A 14715-nucleotide genomic window follows, 5' to 3' on the forward strand; every position below is an offset into this window, starting at 1 on the left:
CTACCGGGAACCCCGGCTCCGCACCCGCCAGGCCCACGCGAGCAGGCCCAGCCCGACCAGGACCACCACCACTCCGAGCCCGGTGTATTGGGAGTGCCCGGTCATCATCGACCCGTGCATATTGCCGGAACCCTGAGCGATCCACACGCCCCCGATCACGATCAGGACGATGCCGACAGCGCCACGAATCCACATCACGAACTCCGATTGCGGGGGGAGGAAGAACTCTGACCGCTCTCGGTGACACGTACCAGACCGACGCCGGGTTCACTCGTCGGTAAGGGGCGAACAATATCCGCGGGCGCCGGACCGTTGGCCGCCGCCACCCGCCGAATGGCAGCGCCGAGCCCGGGCATCCTCCGCAGTTGCTACGGCGAGGGAATGCCCGGGCTCGGCGCCAATGTGCCTGTGTGCCTATGGCTGTGTGCCTGTGCTTGTACCTACGCCTCCGCGCGCCGCGGCAGCTTCCAGTTCGGGCGCGGGTAGTGGCACGTGTACCCGTTCGGGTAGTTCTGCAGGTAGTCCTGGTGCTCCGGCTCGGCCTCCCAGAAGTCGCCGGCCGGCTCGACCTCGGTGACGACCTTGCCCGGCCACAGGCCGGAGGCCTCGACGTCGGCGATGGTGTCGACGGCGACGCGGTGCTGCTCGTCGTTCAGGTAGTAGATCGCGGACCGGTAGCTGCGGCCCAGGTCGTTGCCCTGGCGGTCGACCGTGGTCGGGTCGTGGATCTGGAAGAAGAACTCCAGCAGGGCCCGGTAGTCGGTCTTCTCGGGGTCGTACACGATCTCGATCGACTCCGCGTGGTCACCGTGGTTGCGGTAGGTCGCGTTCGGCGTGTCGCCGCCGGAGTAGCCGACGCGGGTGGAGACGACCCCGGGCTGGTGGCGGATGAGCTCCTCCATGCCCCAGAAGCAGCCTCCGGCGAGAATCGCCTTCTCGGTGGCCATCGCTTTTCCTCTTCCTTCGCTGGACAGTGGGTTTTTGGTCTGCCCCACCTACAACACCAAAGTAGCCGCTCACCCTTCCCGTGGCTTGGCGTGTCCATGGCCACCCGCCCTACGCAGTCGCCTTCGGCGGCGGACCGGTCGTCCCCCGGACCACCAGGTGCGGGTCGACGGTGACCTCCCGCCGGCCCACTGGGGCGCCGTCGAGACGCGCGATCGCCCGCGCGACCGCCAGTGTGGCCAGCGCCTCGACGTCCTGCGCGACCGTGGTGAGGTCGATGTGGCCCAGCCGGCTGAAGCTGGCGTCGTCGTACCCCACCACGCTGACCTCGCCCGGGACGGTCAAACCGCTGCGGCGCAGCACGTCGAGCATGCCGGCCGCGCTCAGGTCGTTGAACATGGCGATCGCGGTGGGCACCGGACCGGCCAGCAGGTCCCGGGCGGCGCGGGCGCCGTCCTCCTCGCCGAACCCGCCGGGCAGCACCCGCGCGAACTCCTCAAGACCGTGCTGCCCCATCGCGTCCAGGTAGCCCCGCCGCCGCTCGGCCGAGGCCGCGGTCCGGCCGCCGTCGACGTGGACGATGCTCCGGTGCCCCAGCTCGACGAGGTGGTCGACGGCCAGCCGCAGACCGCGTTCGTCGTCGGTGCGCACCACGTCCACGCCGCGCTTGTGGACATGGCGGAACACCGCGACCACCGGCAGCCGCGCGGTGAGCAGGTCCAACTCCCCCGCCGGCAGCTGGGGGCCGATCGCGATCAGCGCCGCGCAGCGGTCGCGCAGCAGATCCTCGATCGCGGTGCGCTCGTCCCGCCGCGGGGTAACCGCGCTCAGCGCCAGCTCGTAGTCGACCTTGGCGGCCGCCTCGTACAGGCCGGTGAGCATGTCGTGGTGGAACGGGTGTCTGACGTCGAACACCACTCCCAGCAGCCGGCTCTCGCCGCTGCGCAGGCGCCGGGCCCGGCTGTCGGGCTGGTACCCGAGCCGTGCGGCCACCTCCCGCACCCGCTGCCGGGTGGCCTCGCTCGCGCCCGGCACCCCCCGCATCACGATCGACACCAGCGCGACCGAGACCCCCGCCTCGGTGGCGACGTCGGCGAGTGTCGGCCGGCGCTCCCCTGACTGCATGCCGGAAGCCTACCGCCATTACTAGAACGTTCTAGGCAGGTTAACTAGAACGTTCTATAGTTTCGTGTCGTGGAGCTCCCAGTGATCAGTCCCGGCCGCCGACGGATGGCCCTGCTCGCCCTCGCCCTCGGCGGCTTCTGCCTCGGGCTGACCGAGTTCGTGGCGATGGGGTTGTTGCCGGACGTGGCGCACGATCTGCTGCCCGCCGACTACGCACGATCTTCTCCGGACGCGATCGCGAAGGCCGGCTGGATGATCACCAGCTACGCCCTCGGCGTGGTCGTCGGCGCGCCCACCATCGCCGCGTCGACCGCGCGCGTCCCGCGCCGCCGGCTCGTCCTCGGGCTGCTGGCGCTGTTCGTCATCGGCACCACCGCCTCGGCGCTGGCGCCCTCCTTCGCACTGCTGTTGGTCGCCCGCTTCGTCGCGGCGCTGGCCCACGGCGCGTACTTCGGCGCGGCCGGCCTGCTGGCCGCCGCGCTGCTCGGCCCCGGCAACGAGGGGCGCGGGTTCGCGGTGGTCCTCGGCGGGCTGACCACGGCGAACATCTTCGGCGTGCCACTCATCACACTGCTCGGCCAGTCCGCCGGCTGGCGCGCGGGGTACCTCGCCGTGGCCGGGCTGTTCGCGGTGACGCTGCTGGCGGTGTTCGCGGCGGTCCCGGAGATGCCGGCCGCGCCGGGCGGTTCGCCTCGGGCGGAACTGGCGGCGTTCCGGCTGCCGAAGGTATGGCTGATCACGGCGTTCGTGGCGATCGGCTCCAGCGGCTTCTTCGCGGTGAACAGCTACATCGCGCCGGTCACCACCCATGTGGCCGGACTGTCCACCTCGGCGGTCCCGTGGGTGCTGGCGGTGATGGGCGTCGGGATGACGGTGGGCAACGCGCTCGGCGGGATCGCCGCCGACCGGAACCTGCGACGCAGCATCCTGTTCGGCTTCTCGGGCGTGGCGGCGGCCGCGCTGCTGTTCACTCTGACGGCGCACAATCCCGTGGGGCTGTTCGTCAGCGCCTTCCTGGTCGGGACCACAGCCTTGTTCATCGCGCCTCCGCTACAGGCCCAGCTGATATTGGCAGCGCCCGGAGCGCAGTTGATGGGAGCCGCGGTCAACCAGTCGGCGATGAACGTCGCCAACGCGGCCGGCGCGGCGATCGGCGGGGCCGTCATCGGAGCCGGATTCGGGTACCTTTCCGCGGCTTGGGCCGGTGTGGCGCTCACGCTGACCGGGTTGTGTCTGGCCTTCCTGAGCTTGCGGCGGGATCGGGCCGCAACCGTGGCCGAGGATGCCGGCGCACCGGACCTGTCGGCTCAGCTCACGCCGGTGGGTACGTCTCGATAGGTGCCGCGCTCCACCGCGCCGCACCGGATGTCGACCGAGACGGAGGACCGCATGCACGAGGTGGAAGCGCTGCTCACCGAGTACGACCGCGCCCGGGCATACACCGACGAGCTGTGGAAGGACCTCACCCCCGACGAAGTCACCTGGCGCCCGCACGAGAACTCCAGCGCGATCGGCTGGCACCTCGGCCACCAGGCCCACGTCGCCCACTTCATGATCCGCAACCTGACCGCGGCCGAACCCAGCCCCGACCCCGACCTCGACGCCCTGATGGACTCCGCGCAGCCGGAACGCCTCCGCGGAGCACTGCCCACCGTCAAACGGCTCACCACCTTCCGCGAAACCGTCGCCGAACGCGTCCACGCACGCATGAACGACATCGCCGGCGGCCGAGTCGCCGCACCGGGCCAGATGACGATCGTCGCCACCCATCTCCTGACCGCGCTGATCAACCACGAGTACCAACACGACCAGTGGATCGCCGAAGTCCGCGCCGAGGCGCTCGGGCATCCGCTTCCTCCGGACCCGGACACCGACCGGGTTCTGCGCCTGGACGGGTACCTGGTCCTCGGGGCTCTTGCATGAGGCTCCTGTCGATCTCGGACCTGGTACCGTCGCACCTGTCACCGGGGTGATCAGGAGTGGGGATTGAGGTCGGAACGGATCAGTGCATTGCGCCGGTGGGCGGGGCTCCTCAGCGCTGCCCGGCCCGGCGACATCCCGGTGGTCCTGGCCGGGCTGCCGGAGGCCGATCTCGTTGCCGTGATTGAGGTGGCCGACGCTCCGGTGAGCATCACCGTCTGCGAATACGTCCTGGAACACGGATCCACGTCCGCGTTGATCGCGTTGGCGGGGCGGGCTGTGCTCAAGGAGTGCGACGAGGGCGAGCAGTATCTGTACGGCACCGTGGCCCATCGGCGGACCGGCGTGCTGAACCGCATCCTGGTCCGGCGCGATCCGGACGTCGATGCCGCCATCTTCGACCTCGACGACACGGTGAAGCTGGTCGGGCAGGCTCGACGGGCCATCCTGTTCCGTCGCCGGGGGCATGACGGCCGGGCTTCGATTCCGCCGCCGGTCAAGCAGCGGCTGCTCGACGCCGTCGCGGAGTACGCCGCCCACGCCGCCCGCGCCGACGGCGGCCCGCGCCCGTCGAAGCTGCTGAGTGAGCTCGCTGCGGCCGACGACGCGGACCTGGTGTTGGCTGTCTTGCCCTACCACCAGCACCTCACCTTCATGGAGAGGTCTTCCGCCGTCGCCGCCTTGGTAAGGCAGGGCCGTAGGAAAGAGGTGATAGAGCGGTATCCCGAGCTGTGGAGTGAGTGCTCGCGCGCGGTCCGACGCCTGGCGCGCAAGACCGTGCGGCGTGCTGCGCGTACGTATAAGGAGGGCCCTGAGGGACCGGCCGCTCTGACCCTCGGCCAGTACGTCAAGCAGTCCAAGAAGAGGGACAAGCACCACCAAAACGGCTGGATGCTGCGCCATTTCGCCCTGGAAGCGCTACGGACCGGTACCGTCACCGCCGCCGAGGCGGTTGCCCATTCCCGCCCGGCCGCGGTGGCCTTGATCCTGGCGTGCTGCACGGATCGCGACCAGCTGCTTCCCGGCGCCCGACGCGCGGCCGCAGATATGCGTGCCCTGATCAGCGAACAGCTCGCGGCCGGCGTCGGCGACGACCCCGAGCGCTGGGCGATCGTCATCGACCGGGCCGCCGGATTCCGCGGCACCTTCCCGGAGCTGCTGGCCGGCCTCGACCGCGGCTTCCCGCCCCAGTCGTACACGCACAACGACAAGACGGTGCCCGGTCCGTGGAACGTCACGAACGTCCTGTTCGCCATGGCGCCACACGACGTCGCGACGTACATCCTCCACGACACCACCTACAACCGACACCGTCTCCACGACGACTTGGCCGAGGGCGCACCGTTGACCAGGCAGCTCGTGGAGCACATCGTGCGCGACGGCACCGCCGAGCAGCGCGCCGCACTGGCCGGCAACGACGCGACCCCGGACTCGGTCCTGGCCCGGCTGCTGGAGCACAAGGAGTTCGTGAGCGTCATCGCCGAGCGGCGGCACGTCGCTCCCGAGATCCGTCTCGCAGCACTCGTCCGTCTCAGCCGCGACAAATCCATCGGCAGCTTTACCCTTTCGATCCACGAGGTGACGAAACTCGGTCCCGAACCCCTCCTTAGCGCGTTGCGCACCGCGACCGACCCGGCTCAGCTGGTCTCTGTCGTCGAACCCGCCATAAGCAGCCTCAGGCCCGAAGTCCGCCTCGCGACGTACGCCGTCCTCGCCGAGTTCGTCGGCCCAGAGGCCGTGTGGGTGCTGGAGCTGGACCGCGCCGGCTCGACGGAGGAGATGGCCCCGGAGGTTCGCGCCTCCATGGCAGCCGGCACCTCGGAAGCGCTCAGCCGCGCCACCTTCCCCGAGCCCGGCGTCAACGATTCCGCGCCGGGCCCCGCCGACGACGTGTGGCGCGGCGACGCCCGGCTCGATCAGCCATTCGCTCAGCCCTTTGAGACTCTGGCCCAGACCCACCTCGACGGCCGGCCCGAGCGGTGGCTCGCGCTCGCGGATCTCCTGACGGCGGAGCCGGACGCTGATGCCCGGGAACTCGTCGCCCGGCTCGCGGCCGGGTGAGGGGCTGGGGCCGGGGGCAGGGCGGTTCCGGTGCCCAGGACGAACATGCCCGGCATCATGTACTCGCGGTAGTTCGAGGAACTACCTGCGCGGCATGGAGCGCGACCTCGCCGTCCTCGGCGGCGGAGTTCGCCGCGCCGGACGAGCAGTTCGAGACGGCACTCGCGGTGATTCTGGGCGGTATCGAGGCCCGCTACTCGACGGCGCCCGAGAAGGACTGAACGGCTGAGCGCGGTGCGCCGTACGGCCAAGCCGCGTCGGTGCGTCGGCTCGCCTCACTGGTCCTGACGGCCGGTCGTCCCGGAGACCACCGGGTGGATCTGGATCGCGGCGCACGTGCCCGCCGGGTTGGAGATCTCGGTGGGGGTGCCGGAGCCCGCGTTGCCGGGGAGCCACAGGTCCAGGGAACCCAGCACAGCGGAGCAGTGAGCGGTCGCCGGGATGGGGATGTCCGACCCCTCGACCACCGCGGAAGCGACCTGGCCCGGGGCCAACTCGACGTACGGCGCTTTCGCCGACGGCGTGGCCAGGCCGCCGATGTAGCCGTTGGGGGTCTGCTCGACGTGGGCCGTCAGACCTCCGGCGGCCTGGACCCGCGGGTAGCCGCTGAGCTCACACGTGCGCGGACCGTGGTTGGTGAACAGGAGCACGCCGCCGACGTGGCCGCTGGCCGCACCGGTGTGCCCGAGCGAGATCGCGACGTCGTTCGGGGTGCAGGCAGTGGCACGGGCCGCCGACGTGGGCGACGAGGCGCCAGACGGCGAGGCGCTCAAGGATGTCGCAGACGTCGAACTCGTCGGCGCGGACGTGGATGTCTGCGCCGACACACCGCCACCAGCCCCCGACGAGCCCGCCGCGGGCCCGCCGGCCGCCGACCGGCTGGCGCATCCGCCGACAGTGGCGACGAGCACCGCCCCGACCGCGAAGAGAATAAGGGTCCTGATTTTCAAAGCCTGACGCGAGCACTGCATGGGTCTGTCCCCCGGTGCGAAGTAATGGACGGTCGCTAACGAGACGTTCCACAGGGCCCTGAGGATGCGACGGCGGCGGGACCAAAATTGTGGCCACGCTCAGAGCCCTGACCGGATCGTGAACCCCGACATCGCGGCAGCGCGTCGGTGAGCGGGAGATGTTCGGGAGTGTGGCGGTGTCCAGGCTCAATGATGTCAGCCTTCTGACTGTGCTTTGTTCGTATACTGGCACCGGCCTCCCGCCACTGTGCGGCATCCTCGGCGATTGTCATGAATTGGCAAAGAGTCTGCCATCTACCGAATCCACTCTTTGTTCACTATTGACCGACATCAGGGTACAGCGATACGTTCCGCGTCAGCCCTCAGGATTCTGAAGATTTTCTGAAGGCTTGCGCGTTCGGGCCGCGCCGCGGGCGGTTCGAGCACGTTCCCCACCGCTCGCCTCGTCTTACGCGAAAGGAATGGCCGTGAGACAACGCAACCCCCTTGCCAAGCGCCGAAGCATCCGGCGTCTGGCGGTCGGCTTCACCGCCGGCGCGACTGTCCTGGCGATGTCCACCACGATGGCGGCGTATGCCAACGCGTCGCCGTCACACCGGGACGGCTCCGCCGCCTCCCCCGCCTCCCCCGCCGCGATCCAGGCTCTGGCCGCGCGCTCCGCCGACGCCCTGGTGGCCACCCACCCGGCGTTCCTGATGGCGACCGCGCACGACCAGTTCCAGCGGCAGCAGGTCGTCACCGCTCAGGGCACGCAGTACGTCCCCTACCTGCGCACGTATTCGGGCCTGCCCGTGGTCGGCGGCGACTTCGTCATCGTCACCGACGGCGCCGGGCACACCGTGTTCCACTCGGTCGCCCAGCAGCACCCGATCGGCGCGCTGTCCACCACGCCCAAGCTGAGCGCCGCCAAGGGCGCGGCAGTGGCCGAGCACCAACTGAAGAAGGTGTCGAAGGTCGAGCCCACCAGGCTGGTGGTGTTCGCCCTGGGCGCAGGTCCCGCCGCGCTGGCGTGGGAGACCACGGTGGACGGCATCGGCGGCGACGGCGTCAGCCGGCTGAGCGTGGACGTCGACGCGACCACCGGACGCGTGCTGCACACGCAGGAGCACGTCACGGAGGGCACCGCGAACGCGGTGTGGAACGGCCCGGAGCCGCTGAGCGTCGACACCACGAACTCCGGCGGGACGTACTCGCTGGCGGACCCGAGCGTCAGCGGGCTGGCCTGCCAGGACGCGGCGACGAACACCACGTTCACCAAGTCCACCGACTCCTGGGGCATCGGCGACGCCACCGACCGTGAGACCGCGTGCGCGGACGCCCTGTACAGCGCCGAGACCGAGAACCACATGCTGTCGCAGTGGCTGGGCCGCAACAGCTTCGACGGCAACGGCGGCGCCTGGCCGATCCGGGTCGGGCTGGACGACGTCAACGCCTACTACGACGGCTCCGAGGTCCAGGTCGGCCACAACACCGCGGGCCAGTGGATCTCGGCGATGGACGTCGTGGACCACGAGATGGGCCACGGCATAGACGACCACACGCCCGGCGGCATCTCCAACAACGGCACCCAGGAATGGATAGCCGACGTCTACGGCCAGTCGAGCAAGTACTTCGCGAACGAGCCCTCCCCGTACGCGGTCGTGGACTGGGTGGTCGGCGCCGAGGTCAACCTCGAAGGCACCGGCCCGATCCGCAACCTGTACGACCCCTCGCAGGTCAACGGCGACCCGGACTGCTACTCCGACGCCATACCGGGCGACGAGGTCCACCAGGCGGCCGGACCCGGCAACCACTGGTTCTACCTGCTGGCCCAGGGTTCCAACCCGAGCACCGGGCCGACCAGCCCGACCTGCGACGGCTCGACCATCACCGGCATCGGCGTGGAGAACGCGCTGAAGGTCCTGTACAACGCCCAGCTGATGAAGAACTCTGACAGCTCCTACCTGACCTACCGCACCTGGACCCTGCAGGCCGCGATCAACCTGGACCCGACCTGCGCCGAGTTCAACTCGGTCCAGGCGGCGTGGAACGCGGTGAGCGTGCCGGCCCAGTCCGGCGACCCGACGTGCACAGGCGGAAGCGCCGTTCGGCGATGACCTCAGTGTGCTGATACCTGCGCTGACACCTGAACAGGAAGGATGAAGGGACGCGTGCCCGTCGCTGCGGCGGCGGGCGCGCGGATCCGTGCTCGGATTGTGAGAGCGTCAACTACAAGTTGACGCTCCCGGATCGTCAAGCTACGGTTGACGGCATGAGCCCGCTCAACATCAGCCTCGCCGACCTCATCGCCCGCCTCGACGAGGAGCTGCCCGACGCCGACTACCTGGCCCGCGTGAGCGAGGCCCAGCTGCGCAACCGGACGCTGACCGACCTCGGCGACCAGCTCGTCGACTACTACGTCAGCAAGGCCAAGGAGGCCGGCGCCTCGTGGAGCGAGATCGGCGACGCCATCGGCGTGACCAAGCAGGCCGCCCAGCAGCGCCACCGGCCCAACCCCTTCGAGCGGTTCACGGACCTCAACCGGCACACCATCGTGCTGGCGCAGGAGGCCGCGCGAGCGTACAAGCACGACGCCATCGGCACCGAACACCTGCTGCTCGGCCTGCTCGGGGAACCGCGGGGCGCGGCGTATCAGGTGCTGACAGCGAAGGTCGGGTCGGAGAAGGGTATCCGCGACGCGATCGAGGAGGTGTTGCCGCCGGCCGGGCAGAAGGCACTGCGCGGCCACATCGCCTTCCGGCCGGAGAGCACGGCCGCCATCAAACTGGCGTCCGGCGTGGCGGCCGAGCTCGGCACCGGCTGGGTCGGCACGGAACACTCGCTGCTCGGCTTGATCCGCACGGAGGAGGGCCTGGCCGCGCGGATCCTGCGCGACCTCGGCTTCACGGCGGCCGGACTGTACGAGACGGTCAAGGCCGAGCTCGCCGAGCGGGCCGAGTCGTCTGAGACCCCTGAATCACCGGACTCATCCGAGTCGCCGGAGTCATCCGAAGCGCCCGAAGCGCCCGGCAAGTAGCGACCGGTCGTTGAGCGGGGAACTCAGGTGAGCAAGACGTATCCCCCGCCGAGCGCCGCCATCGACCCCGATCCGAGCCGCTCCTGGCTGCGCCGCGCGTGGCCGCTGGTTCGGTCGCACGGGTGGATGTTCGGCCCGGCGCTGGTGATGTCCGCGGCCGGCCTGCTGGTGGCCGTGCAGATACCGGCCCTGATCCAGGACGCGGTGGACAACTCGATCGTCGCGCGCGGGGTGACGCTGTCGCACTATCTGTGGTGGCTGGCCGGGCTGACGGTGGTCATGCTGGTCGTCGGCTACGCGTCCAAGCAGCTGCTGGCACGTGCCGCAGCCAAGATCGAGTACGACCTGCGCACCATCATGTACGGCCGCCTGACCGGCCTGTCGTTCCCCTTCTACGACCGTGTGCAGACCGGGCAGCTGATCTCCCGCGCCAACTCCGACATCCGCGCGGTGCAGCTGTATCTGTCGTTCGCGCCGTACCTGCTGGTGCAGTGCGGTGTCTCGCTGGTGGCGTTCGGGTACATGCTGGCGATCAACGTCCCGCTGGCCGTCCTGGCCATGCTGCCGATGCCGCTGTTGTTCGTGGCGAGCCGGCGCATGCAGCGCTCGCTGTTTCCCGCGTCCTTTCTGATCCAGGCGCGGTTGGCCGAGGTCGCGACCGTGGTGGACGAGAACATCAACGGCGTGCGCGTGGTCAAGTCGTTCGGGGCCGAGCGCAGTCAGCTGGCGTTGCTTCAGAAGGCTGCGACAGGTGTCTCGTGGGCCACCGTGAAGGACGCCGACCTGCGAGCCCGCTGGACACCGCTGGTGCAGAACCTGCCGCGCGTCGGGATGGCGATCGTGCTGTTGTACGGCGGGAACCTCGTCATCCGGGGCGAGATGCGCATCGGCGCGATCCTGGCCTTCAACGCGTACCTTCTGATGCTCCAGGTGCCCTTCCAGGTGTTCGGCAACCTGATCATGTTGGGACAGCGGTCGTCGGCCGGGGCCAAGCGCCTGTATCAGGTGCTGGACGAGAAACCGGAGATCGTAGACGCGCCTGGGGCACTGAAACTCACCGGGGCACGCGGCGACGTCCGGTTCGACGACGTCACCTTCGGTTATGGCGACGGCCCCGACGTCCTGAACGGCTTCTCGCTGCACCTGCGCCCCGGCGAAACGGTGGCGGTGGTCGGCCGGACCGGCTCTGGGAAGTCCACTCTGGCCAGGCTGCTGCCGCGTTTCTACGACGTACGCGACGGTTCGGTCAGCATCGACGGGCACGATGTCCGGGACCTGACCCTGCACAGCCTGCGGGACACCGTCGGCATCGTGCTCGACGAGCCGTTCCTGTTCTCGGCCTCGGTCCGCGACAACATCGCCTACGGCCGGCCGGACGCGGACATCACCGACGTCGAGCGCGTGGCCCGGCTGGCCGGGGCGCACGAGTTCATCAGTGGGCTGGCAAGCGGATACGACACCGTCATCGGCGAGCGCGGGTACACGCTGTCCGGCGGGCAGCGGCAGCGCGTCGCCATCGCCCGGACGCTGCTGGTGAATCCGCCGGTGCTGGTCCTGGACGACGCCACCAGCGCCATCGACGTCGAGGTGGAACAGGAGATCCATGCCGGGCTTCGAACCCTGCTCGCCGGCCGGACCACGCTGATCATCGCGCACCGGCCGTCCACGATCAGCCTGGCCGACCGGGTGGTGCTGCTGGACGGCGGGCGGATCGTCGCCGACGGCACGCACCAGGACCTGCTCGCGGGGACGCCGCTGTATGCGGAAGTGCTCGCGCAGGCGGACGAGGGCGTCGAGAGCATCGAGGAGCTTGGAGGTGTGAGCCGATGACGACTCCCGGAGGTGGCGGCCCGCCGCTCAACGTCGGCAGAGCGGCCGCGACTGGTTTGCCCTTCGCCGGCGTCCCGCCGGAGATGCGAGCGAGCGTCGACAAGCTGCTCAGAACCGAGCCGGAACACACCCTGCCCAAAGTCGTCTTCGACCACAGCCGCCCCGATCCCGATGGCGCCAAGCTGACGCTGCGGCGGCTGATCCGGCCCTACCGGTCGATGACCCTAGTGGCCGGCGTGCTCGTGGTCGTAGAAGCGCTGACGTTGCAGGCCGGTCCGAAGCTGACGCAGCTCGGGATCGACGACGGCGTATTGGCGCACAATCCCAGCACACTGACGCTGGTCGCGGTCGTGTACCTGGTCGGGCTGGTGGTCACCGGGCTCACGCAGGCCGCGCGGGTACGGGTGACGGGGCGGATCGCGGCGTGGGTGATGAACGATTTGCGAATCAGGGTATTCACTCAGTTGCAGCAGCTGTCGCTGAGCTTCTACACGGCTGAGAAGGCCGGGGTGATCATGACCCGGATGACCGGCGACATCGAGAACCTCCAGCAGCTGCTGCAGGACGGCTTGGCGCAGTTCGCCGTGCAGGGGCTGACCATGGTCGTCGTCTCGGTGCTGTTGTTCATGTACAACGTGGAGCTGGCGCTCATCACGATCGTGTTGGTAGTGCCGATCCTGACCGTGTTCTCGGTGTGGTTCCACCGCGCGTCCGCCAAGGGCTACCTCCAAGTGCGGGACACCGTCGCCGGCGTGACCGCCGATCTTTCCGAAAGCTTGCACGGCGTTCGCATCGTCACGGCGCACAACCGGCAGCAGCACAACGCCGAACACCACCGGCAGATCACCGGCGAGTACTACGACGCCAATGTGCGAACCGCACGCATCACCTCGATCTACACACCTGGCACCCAGGTCATCGGCATCGTCGGACAGACCGTGCTGCTGGCCGTCGGCGCCGCCATGGTCACCCACCGACAGCTGACCATCGGCCAGCTCGTGGCGTTCCTGCTCTCCCTGGGGGCTTTCTTCCAGCCCATCCAACAGCTGGTGCAACAGTTCAATACGTACCAGCAGGGGCAGTCGTCGATCGTGAAGCTGCGGCAGCTGCTGGGCACCCGGCCGGAGGTCGAGGAGGTCGCCGGTGCCGTCGAACTGCCGACGGTCGCAGGGCACGTGGTCTTCGAAAACGTGACGTTCGGGTACGACCCCGACCGGCCGGTGCTCTCCGGAATATCGCTGGAGATCCGGGCCGGCGAGACCGTCGCGTTCGTCGGTCCGACCGGAGCCGGCAAGTCCACCCTCGCCAAACTGGTCACGCGGTTCTACGACCCGACGTCCGGGCGGGTGCTGATCGACGGGCACGACCTGCGGGGCGTGCGGATCGAGTCGCTGCGCCGGCAGCTCGGCGTCGTGCCGCAGGAGCCGTTCCTGTTCGCCGGGCCGCTCCGCGACAACATCCGCTTCGCCGCACCGGACGCTTCCGACGAACGGATTCGGGAGGCGCTGCGGGTGGTCGGTCTGGTCGGCGTGGTCGACCGGCTGCCCGACGGCCTGGACACCGTGGTCCAGGAACGCGGCCAGTCCCTGTCCTCCGGCGAACGGCAGCTCGTGGCCCTGGCCAGGGCGTTCCTGGCTCAGCCCCGGGTGCTGGTGCTGGACGAGGCCACGTCGAATCTGGACCTGCGGTCCGAGTCGAAGATCGAGCAGGCTCTGGACGTGCTGTTGGAGGGGCGCACCGCGATCCTGATCGCACACCGGCTCTCCACTGCCAGGAAGGCCGACCGCATCCTGGTGGTGGACGAGGGGCGGATCGTCGAGGTCGGTTCGCATGAGCAGCTGGTCGCGGCAGCCGGGAAGTACAGCCGGATGTACGCCAGGTGGGCGAGTCAGGCTGCTGAGGTGCGCTGAGAGTCACCGCTGCGCGTCCCAGCAATCGCCGATGATCTGCTCCAGACTGGAGAAAACCGGGGACCACCCCAGTTCGCTCCGGGCGCGGGTGGTGTCGGCCCGGAGCTCTGGAGCCTCCGGCACCGGCGGGTTGTACTGGACGGGGATCTCTCGTCCGGTGATCGTCCGCGCCACGTCGATGATCTGGGCGACGCCGGCCGGGGTGGCACCGATGTTGTAGATCGCGAACGTGCCCGCCGTGGCGAGTGTCAGGGCTTTGACGAAGGCGTCGGCCACATCGGCAAGATGCACGTAGTCGCGGATCGCGGTGCCGTCCCCGTTGACGGTGAGGTGGTCGAACCGCCCGGCGGCGACCGCGAGCGTCTTGGGGATGATGCGGGTCAGGTCGGGGTCGGGGCGCCGGTCGACCGAACCTGCGATGTTGAAGGCGCGCAGGCTCACTCCGGCGATGATGCCTCGTGCGGCGGCTTCGCTCACCGCGGCGTCGGCGGCGAGCTTCGTCACGCCGTAGGGGCTGCTCGGCGCGGCATCGCAGTCCTCGTCGATGGGCTGCTTCGTCGGGGCCCCGTAGACAGCGGCGGTGGAGGCGTGGACGAAAGGCATGACGCGTCCGGTGTCCGCCACAGCCGCGAGGAGGTTTCGTGTGCCGATCGTGTTGACCGTGGCGTAGGCGTCGGGCTGCTCGAACGACTCGCGGACCCGGGTCAGCGCAGCCAGGTGGACGACCGCGTCGGCGCGGTCGACGACGGCTTTCAGCCGACCCGGGTCGCGCAGGTCCGCGACGGCGAGGCTCACTCCGGTGGAGGGGCGCGAGCGGTTCGGTTGTGTGGTCATGGCCACGACGTCGTGGCGGGCGTCGAGCAGCGCGCGGGTCACCGCGTGTCCTACGTAGCCGAACGCCCCTGTGACCAGCACCCGCACGTCGTCCTCCTCGCGT

At 69.4% G+C, this 14715-nt stretch carries 14 protein-coding genes; 9 read left to right on the forward strand and 5 right to left on the reverse strand.

Annotated elements, in window-relative coordinates; all coding sequences use genetic code 11:
- From ABH935_RS08910 to ABH935_RS08920, 3 genes are all read right to left on the reverse strand, one after another.
- Positions 1 to 195, reverse strand: a complete 195-nt coding sequence (locus ABH935_RS08910; RefSeq protein ID WP_370377329.1) for a hypothetical protein — start codon at positions 193 to 195, stop codon at positions 1 to 3.
- Positions 196 to 440: 245 nt separating this feature from the next.
- Positions 441 to 947: a peptide-methionine (S)-S-oxide reductase MsrA gene (gene msrA, locus ABH935_RS08915; protein WP_370377330.1), complete on the reverse strand. Its 507-nt coding sequence runs from the start codon at positions 945 to 947 to the stop codon at positions 441 to 443.
- 109 nt (positions 948 to 1056) lie between these two features.
- Positions 1057 to 2070, reverse strand: a complete 1014-nt coding sequence (locus ABH935_RS08920) for a LacI family DNA-binding transcriptional regulator (RefSeq protein WP_370377331.1) — start codon at positions 2068 to 2070, stop codon at positions 1057 to 1059.
- A 105-nt stretch (positions 2071 to 2175) separates the two neighbouring features.
- Here ABH935_RS08920 and ABH935_RS08925 point away from each other — a divergent pair, with 105 nt between their 5' ends.
- The 4 genes from ABH935_RS08925 (at position 2176) to ABH935_RS08940 (ending at position 6272) form a co-directional block, all read left to right on the forward strand.
- Positions 2176 to 3408, forward strand: coding sequence for an MFS transporter (locus ABH935_RS08925; protein WP_370377612.1), 1233 nt, complete (start codon positions 2176 to 2178; stop codon positions 3406 to 3408).
- Positions 3409 to 3459: 51 nt separating this feature from the next.
- Complete coding sequence (locus ABH935_RS08930) at positions 3460 to 3993, forward strand: DinB family protein (protein WP_370377332.1); 534 nt, start codon at positions 3460 to 3462, stop codon at positions 3991 to 3993.
- A gap of 63 nt (positions 3994 to 4056) precedes the next feature.
- Positions 4057 to 6051, forward strand: coding sequence for a hypothetical protein (locus ABH935_RS08935; RefSeq protein ID WP_370377333.1), 1995 nt, complete (start codon positions 4057 to 4059; stop codon positions 6049 to 6051).
- Positions 6048 to 6272: a hypothetical protein gene (locus ABH935_RS08940; RefSeq protein ID WP_370377334.1), complete on the forward strand. Its 225-nt coding sequence runs from the start codon at positions 6048 to 6050 to the stop codon at positions 6270 to 6272. The genes ABH935_RS08935 and ABH935_RS08940 overlap by 4 nt, the downstream gene beginning before the upstream one ends.
- A gap of 54 nt (positions 6273 to 6326) precedes the next feature.
- On the opposite strand, the gene ABH935_RS08945 is transcribed toward ABH935_RS08940, so the two are convergent.
- Positions 6327 to 6746 carry a DUF4232 domain-containing protein gene (locus tag ABH935_RS08945; protein ID WP_370377613.1) on the reverse strand — a complete coding sequence of 140 codons (420 nt, stop codon included), beginning with the start codon at positions 6744 to 6746 and terminating at the stop codon, positions 6327 to 6329.
- Between ABH935_RS08945 and ABH935_RS08950 the strand changes: the two genes are divergently transcribed.
- The 5 genes from ABH935_RS08950 to ABH935_RS08970 all read left to right on the forward strand — a co-directional run bounded on the left by ABH935_RS08950 (position 6688) and on the right by ABH935_RS08970 (position 13778).
- The gene (locus ABH935_RS08950; protein ID WP_370377625.1) at positions 6688 to 7008 is read left to right on the forward strand and encodes a hypothetical protein; all 321 of its coding nucleotides are present in this window, start codon (positions 6688 to 6690) and stop codon (positions 7006 to 7008) included. The genes ABH935_RS08945 and ABH935_RS08950 overlap by 59 nt on opposite strands.
- A 481-nt stretch (positions 7009 to 7489) precedes the next feature.
- Positions 7490 to 9118, forward strand: coding sequence for a M4 family metallopeptidase (locus tag ABH935_RS08955; protein ID WP_370377335.1), 1629 nt, complete (start codon positions 7490 to 7492; stop codon positions 9116 to 9118).
- A 155-nt stretch (positions 9119 to 9273) separates the two neighbouring features.
- The gene (locus ABH935_RS08960) at positions 9274 to 10038 is read left to right on the forward strand and encodes a Clp protease N-terminal domain-containing protein (RefSeq protein WP_370377336.1); all 765 of its coding nucleotides are present in this window, start codon (positions 9274 to 9276) and stop codon (positions 10036 to 10038) included.
- 27 nt (positions 10039 to 10065) lie between these two features.
- Positions 10066 to 11868, forward strand: coding sequence for an ABC transporter ATP-binding protein (locus ABH935_RS08965; RefSeq protein ID WP_370377337.1), 1803 nt, complete (start codon positions 10066 to 10068; stop codon positions 11866 to 11868).
- Positions 11865 to 13778, forward strand: coding sequence for an ABC transporter ATP-binding protein (locus ABH935_RS08970; RefSeq protein ID WP_370377338.1), 1914 nt, complete (start codon positions 11865 to 11867; stop codon positions 13776 to 13778). The genes ABH935_RS08965 and ABH935_RS08970 overlap by 4 nt, the downstream gene beginning before the upstream one ends.
- 3 nt (positions 13779 to 13781) lie before the next feature.
- On the opposite strand, the gene ABH935_RS08975 is transcribed toward ABH935_RS08970, so the two are convergent.
- Complete coding sequence (locus ABH935_RS08975) at positions 13782 to 14699, reverse strand: NAD-dependent epimerase/dehydratase family protein (protein WP_370377339.1); 918 nt, start codon at positions 14697 to 14699, stop codon at positions 13782 to 13784.
- Positions 14700 to 14715 lie beyond the last annotated feature (16 nt).

The organism is Catenulispora sp. GAS73 (genome assembly GCF_041262085.1).
In the GTDB taxonomy this organism is placed as follows: Bacteria; Actinomycetota; Actinomycetes; order Streptomycetales; family Catenulisporaceae; genus Catenulispora.